The sequence below is a fragment of the Parafrankia irregularis genome (genome assembly GCF_001536285.1).
Taxonomy (GTDB): domain Bacteria; phylum Actinomycetota; class Actinomycetes; order Frankiales; family Frankiaceae; genus Parafrankia; species Parafrankia irregularis.
Genome location: NZ_FAOZ01000003.1, coordinates 411853 through 430557, shown reverse-complemented (window position 1 = coordinate 430557; position 18705 = coordinate 411853). Strand labels below are relative to the sequence as shown.

At 69.1% G+C, this 18705-nt stretch carries 13 protein-coding genes and 1 pseudogene; 9 read left to right on the top strand and 5 right to left on the bottom strand.

Features of this window, described 5'->3' with window-relative positions:
- Positions 1–4: 4 nt before the first annotated feature.
- A complete protein-coding gene (locus AWX74_RS06715) occupies positions 5–1213 on the bottom strand; it encodes a cytochrome P450 (protein ID WP_091272710.1) in 1209 nt (402 codons plus the stop codon).
- A 252-nt stretch (positions 1214–1465) separates the two neighbouring features.
- Here AWX74_RS06715 and AWX74_RS06710 point away from each other — a divergent pair, with 252 nt between their 5' ends.
- Positions 1466–2557 (top strand): TIGR03857 family LLM class F420-dependent oxidoreductase, encoded by a 1092-nt coding sequence (locus AWX74_RS06710; protein WP_397313016.1) that lies wholly within the window; start codon positions 1466–1468, stop codon positions 2555–2557.
- A 134-nt stretch (positions 2558–2691) separates the two neighbouring features.
- Entirely contained in the window at positions 2692–4260 is a 1569-nt protein-coding gene (locus AWX74_RS06705) for an acyl-CoA synthetase (RefSeq protein WP_091272705.1), read from the top strand.
- Positions 4261–4338: 78 nt separating this feature from the next.
- Here the strand turns inward: AWX74_RS06705 and AWX74_RS06700 are convergent, their stop codons facing one another.
- Together AWX74_RS06700 and AWX74_RS06695 are read right to left on the bottom strand one after the other, a co-directional pair.
- Positions 4339–4782, bottom strand: a complete 444-nt coding sequence (locus AWX74_RS06700) for a hypothetical protein (RefSeq protein WP_091272704.1) — start codon at positions 4780–4782, stop codon at positions 4339–4341.
- A 15-nt stretch (positions 4783–4797) separates the two neighbouring features.
- On the bottom strand, positions 4798–5232 hold the full coding sequence (locus AWX74_RS06695; protein WP_091272702.1) for a hypothetical protein: 435 nt from the start codon (positions 5230–5232) through the stop codon (positions 4798–4800).
- A 279-nt stretch (positions 5233–5511) separates the two neighbouring features.
- On the opposite strand from AWX74_RS06695, the gene AWX74_RS41980 reads away from it, so the two are divergent.
- Positions 5512–5640 (top strand): hypothetical protein, encoded by a 129-nt coding sequence (locus AWX74_RS41980; RefSeq protein ID WP_278184619.1) that lies wholly within the window; start codon positions 5512–5514, stop codon positions 5638–5640.
- A 30-nt stretch (positions 5641–5670) separates the two neighbouring features.
- Here AWX74_RS41980 and AWX74_RS42415 read toward each other — a convergent pair.
- Positions 5671–5904: pseudogene (locus AWX74_RS42415) on the bottom strand (transposase); the annotation flags it as partial.
- A gap of 762 nt (positions 5905–6666) precedes the next feature.
- Here AWX74_RS42415 and AWX74_RS06685 point away from each other — a divergent pair.
- The 3 genes from AWX74_RS06685 (at position 6667) to AWX74_RS41975 (ending at position 13448) form a co-directional block, all read left to right on the top strand.
- Positions 6667–12756: a DNRLRE domain-containing protein gene (locus AWX74_RS06685; RefSeq protein ID WP_242666109.1), complete on the top strand. Its 6090-nt coding sequence runs from the start codon at positions 6667–6669 to the stop codon at positions 12754–12756.
- Positions 12757–12772: 16 nt separating this feature from the next.
- On the top strand, positions 12773–13231 hold the full coding sequence (locus AWX74_RS39415; RefSeq protein WP_131799414.1) for a hypothetical protein: 459 nt from the start codon (positions 12773–12775) through the stop codon (positions 13229–13231).
- Positions 13232–13325: 94 nt separating this feature from the next.
- Positions 13326–13448, top strand: a complete 123-nt coding sequence (locus tag AWX74_RS41975) for a hypothetical protein (RefSeq protein WP_278184618.1) — start codon at positions 13326–13328, stop codon at positions 13446–13448.
- A 656-nt stretch (positions 13449–14104) separates the two neighbouring features.
- On the opposite strand, the gene AWX74_RS06680 is transcribed toward AWX74_RS41975, so the two are convergent.
- Positions 14105–15274 (bottom strand): thiolase family protein, encoded by a 1170-nt coding sequence (locus tag AWX74_RS06680; RefSeq protein WP_091272699.1) that lies wholly within the window; start codon positions 15272–15274, stop codon positions 14105–14107.
- A 160-nt stretch (positions 15275–15434) separates the two neighbouring features.
- Here AWX74_RS06680 and AWX74_RS41970 point away from each other — a divergent pair, with 160 nt between their 5' ends.
- From AWX74_RS41970 to AWX74_RS06670, 3 genes are read left to right on the top strand one after another with little or no spacing between them, the layout of a single operon-like run.
- Entirely contained in the window at positions 15435–15560 is a 126-nt protein-coding gene (locus AWX74_RS41970; protein WP_278184617.1) for a hypothetical protein, read from the top strand.
- Positions 15561–15564: 4 nt separating this feature from the next.
- Complete coding sequence (locus AWX74_RS06675; protein WP_091272697.1) at positions 15565–16428, top strand: amidohydrolase family protein; 864 nt, start codon at positions 15565–15567, stop codon at positions 16426–16428.
- 44 nt (positions 16429–16472) lie between these two features.
- Positions 16473–18656: an acyl-CoA dehydrogenase family protein gene (locus tag AWX74_RS06670; protein ID WP_091272696.1), complete on the top strand. Its 2184-nt coding sequence runs from the start codon at positions 16473–16475 to the stop codon at positions 18654–18656.
- The last annotated feature ends 49 nt before the right edge of the window (positions 18657–18705 follow it).

The window sequence follows — 18705 nt, the reverse complement described above, 5'->3', positions numbered from 1 at the left end:
CTGCTCAGGCGGGAACGAAGCGGACCGGCATGGCGGTCACACCGTTGACGAAGTTGGAGCGTAGCCGAGTCGGCGGCTCCAGCAGCTCGACTCGGCGCACCCGCTCGACGAGAACCCGGTACATCTGCTCGATCTCCAGAATCGCCAGATGACGGCCGAGGCAGAAATGCGCCCCGCCGCCGCCGAAGCCGATGTGCGGGTTGGGGCTGCGCCCGATGTCGAACGTGTAGGGGTCGGTGAAGACATCCTCGTCGAAGTTGGCCGAGGAGTAGAAGATCACCACCTTGTCGTTCTCCCGGATGAGCTGGCCGCCGAGCTCGAGGTCCTGCGTCGCGGTGCGGCGGAAGGCGTTGACGGGGCTCACCCACCGGACGATCTCGTCGGCCGCGGTCGGCGCGAGGTCCGGGTCGGCGCGCAGCCGCTCCCACTGGCCCGGGTTGTTGATCATCGCGATCATGCCGCCGGTGATGGCGTTGCGGGTCGTCTCGTTGCCGGCGAACATGAGCAGCAGGAAGAACAGGTCGAACTCCAGCTCGGACAGCGCCTCGCCGTTCTCGTCGGGCGAGGTCAGCTTCGTGACGATGTCGTCGGCCGGGTTCGCGCGCTTCGTCGCGCCCAGGTTGTTCGCGTACTCGTAGATCTCGAAGACGGCGGTCGCGGCGTCGCCGCCCTCCTCCAGCTGCAGGTCGGTGGCCGAGGCGAGCCGGTTCGACCATTCGAACAGCCGGTGGCGGTCCTCCAGCGGCACCCCCATCAGCTCGGCGATGACGATGAGCGGCAGGTCGGCGGCGACCAGCTCGACGAAGTCGCCGGTGCCGGCGGCCAGGGCCTTGTCGACGATGACCTCGCTGGCCAGGCGCAGGTGCTCCCGCATCTGGGCGATCACCCGCGGGGTGAAGCCGCGGTTGACCAGGCTGCGCAGCCGGGTGTGCGCCGGCGGGTCCATGTTCAGCATCATCAGCTGCTGCTGTGCGCGGGCCTCCTCGGACATCTCGCCGAGGATCGCGGTGCGCCGGCTGGAGGAGAACAGCTCCGAGCTGCGGGACACGCGCACGACGTCCGGGTGCCGGGTGACGGCCCAGAAGCCTTCCGGAACCTGCGGGTCGGCGTGCCGGAACACCGGCGCCTGCGCGCGCAGGAGCTGGAAGTCCTGGTGCGGGATGCCGATCTCGTAGCGGGCGGCGTCGTAGACGTCGATCGTCTCCAAGGACACGGGGTTCTCCCAACGGCTGGACGGCAGTTGGCCGCATATTTACAGTTCTGCCATCAACTGTCAATTGTGTCGGGAGGCGTTCGCGGCTACGATATATTTTATCCATCGGTGGTCCGCAGATCCCGCCCCCGGACGCGGGCCACCGATGGGTTGCGGGTGCGTCCGGCCCGGTCCCGGCCCGGACATCCGACCACAGGCCCGTCAACATCGCGGCGGGCCTGACCGTGTCGAACGGGAGGTACCGGTGTGAGCGTGACCGCGGACGGCTTACCGCTGAACGAGCTGGGTTTCTACACCCTGGCCGGGCACAGCGCGGCGCCCCGTGACCTGGTCACCGAGGTCCGCGCCGCCGAGAAGCTCGGCATCGGCGCGGCCTTCATCTCCGAGCGCTTCAGTACCAAGGACGCGGCGACGCTCTCCGGTGCGGCCGGCGCCGTCAGCGAGACGATCGGGATCGCCACCGGCGCCACGAACCACAACACCCGCCACCCGATCGTCACGGCCACCATGGCCACGACCATGCACCGGCTCACCGGCGGCAGGTTCGCCCTCGGTCTGGGCCGCGGCTTCGACCGCCTGTTCAAGGCCTTCGGGCTCACCCCGATCACGAGCGCGCAGATCGAGGACGTCGTCGGCGTCCTGCGCCGGCTCTGGCACGGCGAGATGGTGCTGGGCCACGACGGGCCGGCCGGCGCCTGGCCCTACCTGCACCAGGACGCCGACTTCGACGAGGACATCCCGATCATGCTCGCGGCGCTCGGCCCGCGTTCGCTGGAGCTCGCCGGGCGCTGCCTCGACGGGGTCATCCTGCACACCTTCTACTCGGACGCCGCGGTCGCCGAGGCGATGGCCGCGGTGGAACGCGGCGCGAAGGCGGCCGGGCGGGACCCGGGCAGCGTGCGGGTCTGGTCGGTGCTCGCCACCGTCTCCGACGAGGTCGAGGAGGAGCTGCGGCTGCTCAAGACGGTCGGCCGGCTCGGGTCCTACCTGCAGGGCTACGGCGATCTGATGGTCCGGGTCAACGACTGGGACCCGGCGGTGCTGGAACGGTTCCGCGCTGACGACGTCGTCGGCGCGATCAAGGGCGGGATCGACACGAAGGCGACCCGGGAGCAGCTGGAGCACATCGCCACGCTGATCCCGCCGGAGTGGCTGGCCACCGCGGCGACGGGCAGCCCGCGCCAGTGCGCCGAAGCCATCGCCCGCCAGTTCGACCTCGGTGTCACCGGGGTGATCATGCACGGCGCGACGCCGGCCGAGCTGACGTCCGTGGTGGGGGAGTACCGCGAGATCCGGCCCGCCCGGCTCGCGAGCCTGCCCGCCAACCCCGGCCGGATCGCCTGACCGGCGCCGCGACATGCCGCCGGTCGCTTGTCCATCAGCAGGCGACCCGCCGCGCACCGTCGACCTGAGCCCGTTCGCCGTTCGCCTGGATACCAGCCGCGCCGCAGCTGGGCCTGGACGTTGGAGGTCCGACGATGTACCCCGGCACGCACGCGACCACCCATCCGGACTCCCCGGCCGTGATCATGAGTGGCTCCGGCGAGCGGATCACCTACCGGGAGCTCGATGAGCGCTCGCTGCGCCTCGCTCGACTGCTGCAGGCACACGGCCTGCGCGAGGGCGACACGGTGGCGATCGTCGCCGAGAACCACATCCGCTACCTCGAGGTGGTCTGGGCGACCCTGCGCTCCGGGCTGTACCTGACCGCGGTGAACTGGCACCTCGCCCCCGCCGAGGCGGCCTGGCTCGTCGCGGACTCCGGCGCCCGCGCCCTGATCGCGACGCAGCGGTTCGCCGCGACGGCGGCGGAGATCGCCGCCGAGGTCCCCGCCTGCGACCTGCGCCTGATGATCGACGGAACCGGTCACGGAACCGAGGGCGGCGTCGACGGCTTCGACGACTACGAGGCGGCGCTGGCGACCCAGTCCACCGAACCACTGGCCGAGCAGCCTCGCGGCGAGTTCATGCTCTACTCCTCCGGCACGACCGGCCGGCCCAAGGGAATTCGCCGACGGCTCAGCGGCGACCCGGTCGACCGGCCGGCGGGCGGTGGTATCGCCGCCATGGGCACCTTCCTGTTCGGCATGGACGAAAGTTCCGTCTACCTGTGCCCGGCCCCGCTGTACCACGCGGCCAGCCTGCAGTGGGCCGTCTGCGTGCACCAGCTCGGTGCCACCCTCGTCATCCTGGAGAAGTTCGACGCCGAGCAGACCCTGGCCGTGATCGAGCGGGATCGGATCACCCACGTCCAGGTGGTGCCGACGATGCTGGTGCGGCTGCTGAAGCTCCCGGAGAAGGTACGGCTGGGCTACGACACGTCCAGCCTGCGCCGGATCATGCATGCCGCGGCGCCCTGCCCGGTCCCGGTCAAGCAGGCCGTGATCGACTGGGTCGGCCCGATCGTCGACGAGTACTACTCCGGGACGGAGGGCTGCGGCGTCACGTACATCAGCTGCGCCGACTGGCTGGCCCATCCGGGCTCGGTGGGCCGTGCGCTCGTCGGCATTCCGCACATCTGCGACGACGAGGGCGCCGATGTGCCCACCGGCACGGCCGGGCTGCTGTACTTCGAGCAGGACGAGGCGCCCTTCGAGTACCACGGCGACCCGCAGAAGACCCGGGACAGCCGGCACCCCGACCACCCGAACTGGACGACCTGCGGGGACATGGGCTATCTCGACCCCGACGGCTACCTCTACCTCACCGACCGCAAGAACTTCACCATCATCTCCGGCGGCGTGAACATCTACCCCGCCGAGATCGAGGCCGCGATGGTCATGCACCCGCAGGTCGCCGATGTGGCGGTGTTCGGGCTGCCCGACCCGGAGATGGGCGAGTACGTCCACGCCGTCGTGGCGCCGGCCGACGGTGTCGAGGGTACCGACGAGCTCGCCGAAGAGCTGCGGACCTACCTGCGCGGCAGCCTCGCCGGCTACAAGGTGCCCGGCGTCGTCACGTTCCGCGACGAGCTGCCCCGGATGCCCACCGGCAAGCTCGCGAAGGGCCAGCTCCGGGCGGAGTACCTTCCCGCGCCGACCACCTGATCCTTCAGAGGCCAAAGTCCGCACCTTCCGTGGCGGCCCGGCCGAGAAACCACCACCGTTTCCCGCGAGCCCGGGCGCTCAGCCGTCCGGCTCGGTCGCGAAACTCAGGTGAGACTCCTCCCAGGGCTCGATGTTCTTGGCTCTTCGGAACGAGGAGTAGGAGACTCCGTCGACCACCATTGAAAACTGGAGCCAACGCAGGAACGGCCTCCGGGTGGCGCGGATCGTGAAAAGATCGGCGACGAACATCCTGGCGAACTCGGTGAACACCTCGTTCGGGACGGGTTCGAAGATGTAGTCGTCAATCGAGACCCGAGCCTCGTCGATCCAGGTGGCGAAGGTCGCGAAGAGCGTGGATCCGTCGGCGCGTTCAATGAAGAGATCGAAGTGATCAGCGTTGCCGAAGACATGATTCCAGGTGACCTGAGCCGCTGGCGGCAACACCCGACGCAGCTCGAGGACAATTTCCGGCGTGCTCATCGCCGCGGTCGCCGAGCGTGCTGCGGGCCCTTCACCGTCCACGCCGCCACCAGGGCCTCACCGCCTTCTCCTGCCGAGATGCTTCACACGGATCAGCAGAGCCTCCCACAACCCGTCGAAATCAAAGTATTCGGGCTCCGTCACCCGTTTCGAGTACGGATCGTTCTTCATCCTGACGATATAGCGGATTGCAAAGAAGGGATTCAACGGCAGCCACTCCGAGCGCACCCTGACTGGCGGGGGAACTTCGGCCGCCCGCCGGTATCCGAGATCTCCGGCGATTCGGAGCTGCCAGCTCCACAAAACCCATCCGATCGCGAGCAGGAACACCCCGCCGGCAGTGCCGAGCGCCGCCAGCTCTCCAACGGCCGAGGCCAGTGCTACGCAGGCGAGGCCGACCAGGGCTACCGTCAACCTACGACGGGCGCGCAGCCGGCAGGGGTGGAGACCGGCGGCAACAACCATCGAGCCCGCGCCCGCCAGGAAGTGCATCCACCACCACCGGCCTCCAGGCATCCATCTCCCGACCGGCGTAACATCTGGCGATTCTCACGCCTTACCATCCTCCGCGTACCCAGCGCCACGCTTTCCGCCAGGATGATTTTCCGTCGAGGTCGAGGCCGCCGGAGTCGGGGCCGGTGGAGAGGAAGCGGCCGATGTTGGGGTCGTCGAGGCGGACGCCCACGAGGGTGAGGCCGCGGCGGGTGTCGCGGGAGCGTTGTTTGGCGCCGAGCCAGCCGTGGTGGGGGTGGGCCGAGGAGCTGAAAGGGCGTGTGGGTCGACCACCTCGCGCTCTGGCGGCCCCGCACCGGCCTGGCGACCATCTGCACCGTCGTCGACAGGGCCCTGGCCCGGTTCGGTGGCGCGTGCATCGCCGTTGCTGGCACGCAGGACGCGTAACACCGTGCGTAGCCTTGCGTTGTCCGCGGTGAGCCTGCGGATCTCCGCCTGCTGTCGATCGGACGTCGACGGTCGCCTTCGCTCGACCTCGGGTTCGGCCTCGGCCTGACGGATCCAGCCCCGAAGCGCCTCGCGGCTGATGCCGAGGGCATCCGCGACGCTCTCGATCGCCGACCATTCCGAGCGGTGCCGGGATCGGACCTGGGCGACCTGGGCCACCGCCCGGGCCCGGAAGGGCGGTGAATATCTGGTCGGACGGCTCATGCGATGGATGCTCCTGTGCTCACGAACCGGTCAGGCACGCATGCGTTTCGGCTTCCAGGCGCTCGCCGTTGCAGAGAAGACGCGATGGCCGTCTCCCGGCTTGAACCTGTGGCCACACAGCGGACCTGCAGTTTTCGGCTGCGGACGCGTCCACCCCCCGCCCATGTGGGGCCGACGGAGACTATGGCATGAGCCGGCAATCCCTGCTACCGGAACGAGAAAAATTCCGTACTGCTCATGTGTTTCCGCAGTTCACGAACCACAGTGGCTCGCCGCCGCCCCCTCGGTACGCCGTCCTCCCCGGAAGGGTGACCAGACCGATCCACTCGGGCGGTGGATGGCAACGCCCTCAGGGCTGCATCCAGCAGATGAATGTTTCATCCAGGTAACTCACCACTGTGTGCTCCATCTCATATGGCACGCAGCGTGCCCGCACTCGTCGCTTAGCGCGAGTACCCATGGGCGAAATGCCTGTTATGTGCATTTTATTTTTTGCGTCCCGCCTACCTTCCGTGATCAGGCGCCCGGCGCCTGCGATGGGCTCACTACTTTCCGTTCCCCTACCCCAGGGCTCCCGTCCGGGCCACACTTGTCCACCGGTCTTCGCCTCTGCCATTTTTTGGTGCCCATCGCGGTGTTTGGCAGAAGCGGCCATCCGACCGCGCTGTCCTGCTTTTGTTCCAGCGTTTCGCCTGGACGAACGGAGTTGGCGTGCAGCGGCATGGCGTGTTGCGTCGCGGGTGGACATCCCGGTTCTTGTGTGTGCTGTTAGCCGCGCTGCTGGCGGCGACGGTTGTCGACTTTCTGCCGACCGGCCAGAAGGCCGCGCAGGCCGCAACCGAGGATCCCGCCCCAGCGCCGGCTCCTGCCGCGGCCGGGCCGGCGGAACGGCCTGATTTTGTTTCCGCGCAGCTCACGGCACGTGCGGAGAAGCGCCGTATCGAGGTCACCGGTGAGCGGACGGAGACGACCTCGACGTTCGTGAACCCGGATGGCACGGTCACCGTCGACTCGTACTCGGGCATCCGTCGGGTGCGCCGAGGGGAGGACTGGGTCGACGTCGACTCGACACTGGTCCTCGCCGACGGGAAGGTCACGCCGAAGGTCACGAAGGCGGGTGTCGAGCTGTCGGCCGGCGGTTCGAAGGCCGGTGACGTCGCCACCCTCGTCGACGGTGACCGGGAGATCGCCTTCGGCTGGCCAGGTGCACTGCCCGCCCCGGAGCTGAAGGACAACACCGCCACCTACAAGGGCGTCGCCAAGGACACCGACCTGGTCGTCAAGGTCTTCCCGACCGGCTACGACGTGCAGATCGTCGCGCACACCCCGGCCGCCGCGCAGGCGGCACTGTCCCTGCCGATGCGGCTGAAGGGCGTCACCGCCACCCGTACCCCCGGTGGGGAGCTGCGGATGTCCGCCGGCGGGAAGGTGACCGCACGCTCGCCCGTGCCGCTGATGTGGGACTCCCACGTCAACGCGACCAGCAAGCTTCCCGACCGGGTCCGCGACGTCGCCGCGACACTCGACACCGCGAAGGCGGACAGGCCCACGCTGGCGCTGAAGCCGGACAAGGGCTGGCTCACCGACCCGGCCCGGCAGTACCCGGTCACGATCGACCCGGCGGCCACCCTCGCCGACAACCTCGACACCGACGTCAACAACGTTTACACGACCACGAACTACGACACCTACGAGTACCTGCGGGTCGGGAACTACGCCGGCGCGGCGGTGAACCGGTCCTTCCTGCGCTTCGACGACTCGGCCATCAAGGGCAAGCACGTCACCTCCGCCGTGCTGAACCTGTGGCAGGCAGGATCCGCGACCTGCACGACCCAGCCGACGACCGTGCAGGGAGCCGGGGGGATGGGCGCGGGCACCACCTGGGCCACCCAACCCAGCGCGGACGGGATCACCTGGGGGAGCGCCACCTTCAACAACGGTGGATCGTGCACCTCCTCGGGCGGCACGAACATCGACATCACCGGGCTGGTCGACGCCTGGGCGCACAACGGCTATCCATCACCGGAAACCCTCACCCTGCGGGCGCCGAACGAGTCGGATGCCAACCAGTTCAAGTACTTCTACTCGGGCGACACGTTCCTGGCCCCGAACATCTCCACCACGTACAACTCGTATCCGGGCACGGTCGCCGGCCGTTTCACCAAGCCGTGCTCGGCGCAGTGCGGCGGCACCCCGGCGATGGTGCTGACGAACACCACCACCCCGACGCTGTCGGGCGCCTCGCTGGATCCCGAAGGCAGCCCCGTCCGGCTTGATTTCGAGGTGTGGAACTCCGCCGGGACGACCATGGTCACCAGTGGGTCGGTGACGAACGTGACGTCGAACTCGGTCGGCTCGTGGACAGTGCCCTCGGGCCTGCTCACCAACGGGACGGCGTATCAGTGGCGGTCGCGCGCCTACGACGGGGTCGACTACTCACAGGCCTGGTCCGGGTGGATCCCCTTCACCGTCGACACCACCGCCCCCGCCGCGCCGACCGGTCTGAGCTCCGCGGCCTGGGCGTCCGGGGGCTGGGGCACGGCCACCTCCGGCACCTTCTCCTGGACGTCCCCGGGTGGCGACACCCAGTCGTTCCTCTACGGCCTCGACCAGCCCTCACCGGCCACGGAGACGACGGCGACCACCACCCCGACGCTGAGCCCGGGCGGTGGGCTGCACACCCTCTACCTGCGGACCAAGGACAAGTCGGGCAACCTCTCGTCGGTGGTGTCGTACGGGTTCGGGGTCGGCGCAGGGGCGCTGGCGCAGCCGGCCGAGGGCGTACGGGTCCAGCGGTACGCCACGCTGGAAGGGCAGGCTCCCGCGGCGCAGACGAAGGTGACGTTCCAGTACCGGATGGGCACCAACACCGCCACGGCGTGGAGCGACGTCCCGACCGCCGACGTGACAATCGCCGGGACGTCGACCCACCCCACCTGGCCGATGAACCGTAACGGGTCGGGTCTGTTCGACAAGCTGACCTGGGACCTCAACACCACCCTGACCGGGTTCGGCGCACCCGACGGACCGGTGCAGATTCAGGCATGTTTCCGGGACGCGGCGAACACCGTGTCCTGCGCTCCACTGCACACTGTGCAGTTCGCCCGGCGCGCGTTCGCCGACGCCGACGCCACCCAGCCGGTCGGCCCCGGCACCGTCGCACTGCTGACCGGCGACTACTCGGTCTCGGCGACCGACGTTTCGATGCCGACCTACACCGGCGATCTGACCGTCGGCCGCTCCTTCACCACCCTCGCGGTGGGCGGCACAGTCGGGGTGTTCGGCCCAGGGTGGACGGCGAGCATGCCCGGCCCGGACGCCGGCTCCGCGGACCGCACCCTCACCGACTACACAGCGACCGACGGCTACGCAGCGCTCACCGACGAGAACGGCGTGCAGGACATCTACGTCCGCACCGGTTCCGGCACCTACCCGTACACCTACATCGGTGTCGGGGACGTCGCGACGGACGGGTCGAAGCTGGTGAAGGACTCGGCCACCCAGTTCACCCTCACCGAGGTCGACGGCACCCGCACGATCTACGCCGCGCAGACCGTGGGCGGAGCGACGGTGTGGCGGGTCAGCCAGGTCATCGAACCGGGCACGAACACCACCTCCACCTTCACCACCGACTCTTCCGGGCGGACCACCCGCATCCTCGCCCCGGTACCCGCCGGCGTCACCTGCACCACCCTGGTCGCGGGCTGCCGGGCGCTGACCATCGGCTACGCCGCCTCGACCACCGCGACCGGCACCGGCACCGACCCGGCGACCTGGGGTGACTACACCGGCCGGCTGACCTCGGTCGCGATGTCCCTCAACGGCGACGCCCCGGTCAACGTGGCCGCCTACGCCTACGACTCGGCCGGCAAGCTGCGCTCGGCGAAGGACCCCCGCACCGGCCTGACCACCACCTACGCCTACGACGCCGCCGGCCGCCTCGCCCAGATCACCCCACCCGGGCAGGCGACCTGGACCCTGACCTACGACGGCGCCGCCCGCCTGTACACCGCCTCCCGGCCCGCGCCCGGCGGGGGAACCGCGACGCAGACGGTCGTCTACGACGTGGCCGTGACCGGGACGGGGGCGCCGATCGACCTGGCCCCGGCCCAGGTCGCGAACTGGGCGCAGACCGACATCCCGCTGTACGGGGCGGCGGTCTTCCCGGCCGGCCACGTCCCCGCAGCCGTCCCCGCCGCGGCGGACTGGCCCTACGCCGACCTGACCTATCTCAACGCCGACGGCAAACAGGTCAACTCCGCCTCCTACGGCAACGGTGCTTGGCAGATCAGCACCACCGAACACGACAGCAAGGGCAACACCATCCGCAGCCTGTCTGCGGAGAACCGCAACCAGGCACTCACCCCGACAGCCGACACGGACATGACCGTGGCGGCACTGACCAGCTCCGCGGCCCGCTCCCAACTGCTCGACGAACAGACCGTCTACAGCTCCGACGGGGTGACCGTCACCGACACCTACGGCCCGACCCACCAGATCGTCGACAACGCCGGCGCCCGCTACTCCGCCCGCCAGCACGAGCACACCGACTACGACCAGGGCGCCCCCTCCTCGACCGACCCGTACCGGCTGGCAACCACGATCACCACCAGCACCCGCCTGGCCAACGGGACGGACGTCGACTCCCGCAAGACCGTGAACGGCTACGAGGCGAAGACCGGCGCCGACCCGTCCACCTCCGGCTGGGCGCTGCGCAAGCCGACGACGGTCGCCACCTGGATGGGCGGCGGCTCCACCCCCGACATCGTCCGCACCACCTACTACAACGCGGCCGGGAACACGGTCGAGTCGCGCCAGCCGAAGGCGAACGCCGCCGGCACCGACGCGTTCACCACCGTCACCACCTACTACACCGCCACCGGCTCCGGTAGCTGCGTGAACGCCTCCCGCACCGGGCTGGCCTGCACCAGCGGCCCGGCCGCACAGCCCTCCTCAGGCAACCCGCTGCCGGTGTCGACGTACACCTACAACAGCCTCAACCAGGTCCTGACCGAGGTCGAGACGGTCAACAGCACCACCCGGACCACCACCTACGTCTACGACACCGCCGGCCGTAAGACGTCCGAGGCGGTCGTGGCGAGCCCGGCCGCGGACGGCGGCACCACGATCCCCACCGCGACCTACGGCTACGATCCGGCGTCCGGCCAGGCCACGACCACCACCGCGAGCGGGATCACCCTGACCACCGGCTACGACAGCTGGGGCCGGGTGACCTCCCAGACCGACGCCGACGGGAACACCTCCACCACCGGCTACGACATCGACAGCCAGGTCACCTCGTCGACGGACGGAAAGGGCATCTACACCTACACCTACGACGGCGCGAACGAGCACCGCGGCCTGGTGACCAGCCTGAACGTCGGCGCCGGATCGGCACCGTCCACCTTCACCGCCGCCTACAACGCCGACGGCAAACTCACCTCCCAGACCTACCCAAACGGTCTGGTCGCCACCACCCGCTACGACAACAACGCCGAACCCACCAGCCTCACCTACGCCAAGAGTGGCACACCCTGGCTGGCCTTCACCCAGGCCAACTCCATCCACGAACAGGTCCGCCTCGACACCTCACCGGTCTCCGCGAAAAACCTCGGCTACGACCTCTCCGGACGACTCACCTCCGTCGCCGACACGGTCGGATACGGCGGCCCCGCCTCCTGCACCACCCGCGCCTACACCTACGACCCGGATTCCAACCGGACCGCGCTCACCAGCTATCCCGACGCCGGCGGCAGCGAAACAGGAACCTGCTCCACCAGCACCACCCCAACCGGCTACGGATTCACCTATGACCAGGCCGACCGGCTCACCAACTCCGGTTTCGCCTACGACCTGTTCGGTCGCACCACCACCGACCCCTACCCACCCGCCGGCAGCTCGGCGACCATCGGTTACTACGTGAACGACCTCGTCGCCTCCGAAACCGTCGCCGGTACCACCCGCACCTACGCCCTAGACCCAGCCCGCCGGCTGCGTTCCTGGACCGTCGGCGCCACCACCACGACCAATCATTACACCTCTGCCTCGGGCGACAGCGCCGCCTGGATCGGTTCCGGCGCAACCTGGACCCGCAACATCACCGGCATCGGCGGAGACCTCGCCGCCACCCAGACCGACACCGGCGCGGTCACCCTGCAGCTCGCCAACCTCCACGGCGACATCATCGCCACCGTCGACGACACCACCACCGCCAGCTCCATCACCAGCTACAGCGAATCCACCGAGTTCGGCGTCCCCTACTTCAGCTCCGCGGCCTACGCCCGCTACGGATGGCTCGGCGCCAAACAACGCTCCCGCGACACCCTCTCCGGCCTCACCCTCATGGGCGTCCGCCTCTACGACCCCAACCTCGGCCGCTTCCTCTCCACCGACCCCGTCCCCGGCGGCTCCGACAACCCCTACGACTACGCCCACCAGGACCCCTATAACACCCTCGACCTCGACGGACGCATGTTCGGATGGGCGAAGAAGGCCGCGAAGAAGGCATGGAAGTATCGCCGACAGATCACCGGTGGACTTGCCTTGGCGGCTTGCTTCGGCGGCCCCCTGCTTTGCGCCGGAGCCCAGACCCTCGCCTTCGTCACTCGGGCCTCCTACCGAATCCAGCACCAGGGATTCCGTAGGTCGCTGAGAGCGAACGTCGGTGACGCGATCTTCTCGACGATGAACTACGGCGGCGTGTGGCTGCCACTGAAGAAGGCCGGCAGCGCGGTAAGATTTGACCGCAAGTACACTAAGTTGATCCTGAAGGCTGGAGGCGGCCTGAGCGGGGGCGCAAACTTTGCCGGTGGCTTCTCCAGGCGGCGGAACCGTAGCTACTACGCACCCTGACCAGGTGGAGGCGACGATGAGTGTCGACGGTGTGGTTCTGCGGCCACGTCTCTACCGTTGGCTGGCGACAGCTCCCGCGTTTGGGTTCGCACTCGTTGGTGTAGCCGGCCTCATGGTCCCGTCTGAGGATGCCGGCGGCGTCGGCGGTCGAATCGTCGCTGGCCTGATCGCAGCGACAGCCATTTTCGCGATTGTCAGGATCCTTCGCCTTCGAGTAGTCATCGGAGAGACTGGGGTATCTTTTGTCAGACTTCAGAGGAGTCGGCGGATCGGCTGGGATGAGATTGATTCCTCGATCGTTGTCGATGCGGGAGAGATCCTTCCCTGGAAAATTCCCGTCGTATCCTTGAAAAGCGGTCGAGAGCTGCGCCTTGACGAGTATCGTACCCTTCGAAAGGATCCCGCTTCCTCGATTGCCGAGTCAGTCGTCCGCGCCCTGGGGGATGCGCAGAATAAGTACGACGGAAAGCGTTGATCTCCGAACGTGAGTGACGGCCAGGTCATGTTGATCGTTTGTGGGTTGCTGGCTGGCAGGGTTTGTCCGGTGCCCCCCAGGGAGGCGATCGGCGATGGGCGTGGTCCTGGTCGCGCATATAAATCCATCGCTGCTGCTCATACTGCTGCCCGTCTACGGCGTCGGGCTGGGCCTGGTGATGCGGCGAATACATCCCGTCACACACCCTGATCCGTGAGCCGGTCACCGGCTGGTAGAAAAACCTTCAACGTCGAGTCGGCGGAATACGCGGAGCCCCCGGCGCACCAGTAACAGACCGGTGCGCCGGGGGCTCCGTGCGCAGCGGGCAACGGCCTGTCATCGCCCCGCCCGCGGTGGTACTTCCGACGGGTTCCGACCGTCGGAGGCAGGTCCCCGTCAGGATCCACGATCCCGACGGTAGAAACGCTGGTCCTTCGACCGGACATGAACTGGAAGGTGAATTTCGGTCGATGGACTTGTGGCAGGATCGGCGGTTGCGCGCCCTGGCGTTTTCGCCGGTATCCGCGGATAATTTGTCGTTGGCGATCCCGTTCGCCCTGACCGGACTCTCGGGACCGATTGTGCTGCGGGGCCTTCTGCGGTCCATCGGTAGGTGCAAAAAGGGCGCTTTGGGTAGCCGTCGGCGCGGAAGTCGCCACTGGGGTCAATATAAACAAGTGGTCGTGAAGCTTGACGGTCTTATATTGTGGGTGAATGTAGATGGCTCTTATATTGTGGGTGAATGTAGATGGCTGAGAGCGGAGCGCTTATCGCCCCGGAGAGAGGCGCTTCGTCTATGCGGGATAGCAGTAGCCAAAGGGTGCGTCTGAGCCGCCCTGGCCTCCGAGGAACTCAGGGCGGCTCACCGATGCGTCAGATGATCTCGATGACCATTGCGGCGCCCATGCCGCCGCCGGCGCACATGGAGACGACGCCCAGGCTCGCGCCGCGCCGGCGAAGCTCGCCGATCATGGTGACGATCATCCGGGCGCCGGTCGCGGCGATCGGGTGGCCGAGGCTCGCGCCGCTGCCGTTGACGTTGACGATCGCGGGGTCGAGGCCGAGCTTGCGGATGGCGGCGACCGGCACCGAGCAGAACGCCTCGTTGATCTCGAACAGGGCGATGTCGGAAATGGTCAGCCCGGCGCGGTCGAGGGCCTTGGGGATCGCCAGTGTGGGGGCGAGGCCCGTCAGCGCCGGGTCGATCCCGGCGGTGGCCCAGGAGCGGATCCGTGCCAGCGGGGCGAGGCCGTGGGTTGCGGCGTAGTCGTCGCTGGTCAGGGTGACCGCGGCGGCGGCGTCGTTGAGCCCGGCCGAGTTCGCGGCGGTGACGGTGGGGTTCGGGTAGTCGGGGCGGATCACCGGCAGTTCGGCGAGGCGCTCCAGGGTCGTCCCGCGGCGGGGGTGTTCGTCGGTGTCGAACCGCTTGGTCGTGCCGTCGGGAAGGGTGACGTCCAGCGGGATGATCTCGTCGACGAAGGCGCCGGAGTCGATGGAGGCCAGCGCGCGCTCCTGGGTGTAGACGGTCCACTCGTCGACGTCGCGGCGGGTCAGCCCCATCTCGCGGGCGGTGTTCTCACCGACGGTGATCGGCATGTCGAACGAGGGCGCCTCCGGCGTGTCCGGGTTCGGCGGGGACATCCAGATCTTCTGGTTGCCGTCGGCGTCGCGGCGCGAGCCGAGGATCTGGTTACTGAGGCTTTCGGTGCCGCCGGCGACGACGACCTTCTCCATCCCGGCGCGGATGCCGGCGGCGGCGATCGCGACGGCGCTCAGGCCGGAGGCGCAGTGCCGGTTGGTGGCCAGGCCCGACACGTCGGTCAGGCCGATGCGCACCGCGGTGTGCCGGGCGATCACGCCACCGCCCTGGTAGCTCTCGGCCAGCACGAGGTCGTCGATGTCGCTGACGGGCACGCCGGCGCGCTCCACCACAGCGGGAACGACCGCCTCGGCGAGGGCGAAGGCGTCCAGCCCGACGAGGGAGCCCTTGCGGGCCCTCCCGATGGCGGTGCGGGCGGTCGACACAACAACAGCGTCGGTCACGGGTGTCTCCTCGGGAGGTCTGCGGCGGCACGGCAGGTGCCAGTTCGCAGTTTGAATATTATATTCGACCTGACGACGGCGCCTCCGGTGCTGACAGCCGGCCGGCCAGCTGGTCTGCTGGGCATCGTCGAAGGTCACCGTGACCCGGGAGAGGTGCGGCATGGCGGATGAGGCGCTGCGAGCGTTCGGCGCGGATGACCACTACGACGCTGATCTGGACCTGACCCGCCGGTCGACGCCCGCCGGCCCTGCCCGCCACCACCTGCCGACCTCCGAAGGATCATGAAGCCATGGCGTTTCCCCTGGGAGTCCCGGTCATCGACACGATGATCGCCTTTCCGACCAAGGACTCCTCCCAGTACGACTTCATCCGGCGTCAGCTCAAGGACTCCGAGTCGAGGGCGTTCGCGTTCCCGGCCGAGTACATGTTCAAGAGCGTGCCGCACGATCTGCCCACTGATGACCCGGTGAGCGTCACGCTGGGCGAGATGGACCGCTACAACGTCGAGAAGGGCCTGATCGGCTGCCGCGGTGAAGCCGCCCAGGTGGCCCTGCGTACCTTCCCGGACCGGTTCGTGCCGAGCGCGACGATCGAGAACCCGTCGGATGTCATGGGCAGTGTTCGCGGACTGGTCGCCGACTACGAGACCCATGGGGTGAAAGCGGTGGGTGTCTTCCCCGCCGGCACCTACCCGCAGGTCGCGATCAACGACGAGAAGATGTACCCGATCTACGCCAAGTGCGTCGAGCTGGGGATTCCCATCTTCGTCTGCGCCGGGGTGCCCGGCCCGCGGCTGCCGTTCGCGCCGCAGAAGGTCGAGCTCATCGACCAGGTGATGTACGACTTCCCGGACCTGGTGTTCGTCACCCGGCACGGTTGTGAGCCGTGGACGGAGCTGGCGGTGAAGCTGCTGCTCAAGTGGCCGAACCTCTACTACTCGACGTCCGCCTTCGCGCCGAAGTACTACCCGAAGGACATCATCGACTTCGCGAACAGGCGCGGGGCCGACAAGGTCATCTACGCGGGTTACTTCCCCATGGGGCTGACCCTCGAGCGCATCATGCGGGACATGCAGGACGTCCCGTTCCGCGACGAGGTGTGGCCGAAGTTCCTGCATGAGAACGCCCGCCGAGTTCTGAAACTGGACGCCTGAGCCGGCAGCGGCACGGCAGCTAACGGCAGCTAGGAGAGACAGACGTGTCCATCGGTCTTGACGACGACCACGCGGCACTCGCCGACTCGGTGCGAGGGTTCGTGGCCCGCCACGCGCCGTCCGCCGCGGTCCGGGCGGCGATGCCGGAGTGGGTCGGCGGCGCACTGCCCGACTACTGGCCGGGCGTCGTCGAACAGGGGCTGACCGCCCTGCACCTGCCCGAGGAGCACGGCGGGGCCGGCGCCGGGCCGGTGGCGCTGGCGGTCGTGGTCGAGGAGGCCGCGCGCGGCCTGCTCCCCGGGCCGCTGCTGCCATCCCTGCTGACCAGCTCGGTGCTGGCCCGCTACGGGGATGACGACCTGCGCAAGCGGACCCTGCCGGCACTGGCGGAAGGGTCCGTCGGGGCCACCGCGCTGTCGGTCACCGGGCTGTCGGCGCAGCCGGCCGGGGACGGCGGCTACCGGGTGAGCGGTACGACCGATCCGGTGCTCGGCGCGCCCGGCGCCACCCTGCTGCTGCTGGGTGCGACCGCACCGGCCGGTGACGAGATCTGGTTCGTCGTGGAGCCCGGCCCCGGGGTGGACGTCCGCGCCGGCGAGCCGGTCGACCACACCCGAGCCGTCGGCCCGGTGACCCTGAACGACGTGCTGATCAGCGCCGACCGGTGCGTCGCGGTCGGCTCCGCGCAGGTGCGGGCCGTCGCCGCGGTGCTCTTCGCCGCCGAGGCGACCGGCCTCGCCCAGTGGTGCGTCGACACCGGCGTCGCCTACGTCAAGGTGCGGGAGCAGTTCGGCCGGCCCGTCGGCTCCTTCCAGGCGATCAAACACAAGTGCGCCCGGATGTTCGTCGACGTCCAGACCATGGCCGCCGCCGCGTGGGACGGCGCCCGGGCGCTCGACGAGAGCGACGAGCAGCTCGCCGTCGCGGCGGCCGGGGCGGCGGCGGTCTGCCTGCCCGGCGCCACCGACCTCGGCCTCGCGACGATCACCCTGCTCGGTGGCATCGGCTACACCTGGGAACACGACGCCCACTTCTACTGGCGCCGGGCGATGGTGCTCGAGAACCTGCTCGGCCCGGCCAGCCGCTGGCAGCGTGAGCTCGGCGAGCGGGTCCGGACGACGTCCCGCGACTTCGACGTCGACCTCTCCGACGCCGACCCGGCGTTCCGGGAGCGGATCGCCGGCATCCTCGCCGAGGTCGCGGCGCTGCCCGCCGACGGCCCCGCCCGGCGCCTGCGCCTGGCCGAGGAAGGGCTGGTCGTGCCGCACTACCCGCGGCCGTACGGCCTCGGCGCGAGCCCGATCGAGCAGCTCGTCATCCAGCGTGAGTACGAGCGTGCCGGCCTGACGCCGCCGATGCTCATCGTCGGTGACTGGGCGCTGCCGACGGTCCTCGCCCACGGCACCGACGCCCAGCGGGACTTCTTCGTCCCGGCGACGCTGCGCGGCGACATCGAATGGTGCCAGCTGTTCAGCGAGCCCGGCGCCGGCTCCGACCTCGCCGCGCTGTCCACCCGCGCCGAGAAGGTCGACGGCGGCTGGCGGCTCAACGGGCAGAAGGTCTGGACGTCGAAGGCACACGAGGCGCAGTACGGCATCTGCCTGGCCCGCACCGACCCGGACGCCCCCAAGCACAAGGGCATCTCCTACTTCCTGGTCGACATGGCCGCCCCCGGGCTGGAGATCCGCCCGCTGCAGGAGGCCAACGGCGGGTTCCTGTTCAACGAGGTGTTCCTCAACGACGTGTTCGTGCCGGACGACCGGCTGGTCGGCGAGGTGAACCAGGGCTGGACGCTGGCCCGCACCACGCTCGGCAACGAGCGGGTCAGCATCAGCGGCATGCAGCACATCCCGGTCGGGCTGGTGGAGCTCGCCGGCGAGCCGGGCCTCGCGGCGGAGCAGTCGGACGTCCTGCGGGAGCTGGGGGAGACGTTCGGGCCGGCGCACGCGCTCGCCGCGCTGGCGCTGCGCACCACACTGCGCAGCCTGTCGGGGCTGCGCCCCGGGGCGGAGTCGAGCGTCTCCAAGGTGCTGGCGGGCACCCTGGCCACCCGGGTGGCCGAACGGGCGATGCGCTGGACCGGGCCCGGCGCCGCCGTCGCCGACGGTCCGGCCGGGGCCCGTGCGCAGGGCTATCTCACGGTGCCGCCGAAGCTGATCGGCGGCGGGACCGTCGAGATCCAGCTGAACGTGATCGCCGAACGCATCCTCGGCCTGCCGCGTGGCTGACGCCGCCGGCGCTGCGCCTTCTCCTCTGTCGCCTCTGTTCACCGGCCTA

Excerpts from the sequence above, each read along its gene's own strand:
- AWX74_RS41970 (WP_278184617.1), top strand. The coding sequence starts at position 15,435 with ATGGCGGATGAGGCGCTGCGAGCGTTCGGCGCGGATGACCACTACGAC.
- AWX74_RS39415 (WP_131799414.1), top strand. The coding sequence starts at position 12,773 with ATGAGTGTCGACGGTGTGGTTCTGCGGCCACGTCTCTACCGTTGGCTG.
- AWX74_RS41975 (WP_278184618.1), top strand. The coding sequence starts at position 13,326 with ATGGGCGTGGTCCTGGTCGCGCATATAAATCCATCGCTGCTGCTCATA.
- AWX74_RS06705 (WP_091272705.1), top strand. The coding sequence starts at position 2,692 with ATGTACCCCGGCACGCACGCGACCACCCATCCGGACTCCCCGGCCGTG.
- AWX74_RS06695 (WP_091272702.1), bottom strand. The coding sequence starts at position 5,232 with ATGCACTTCCTGGCGGGCGCGGGCTCGATGGTTGTTGCCGCCGGTCTC.
- AWX74_RS06675 (WP_091272697.1), top strand. The coding sequence starts at position 15,565 with ATGGCGTTTCCCCTGGGAGTCCCGGTCATCGACACGATGATCGCCTTT.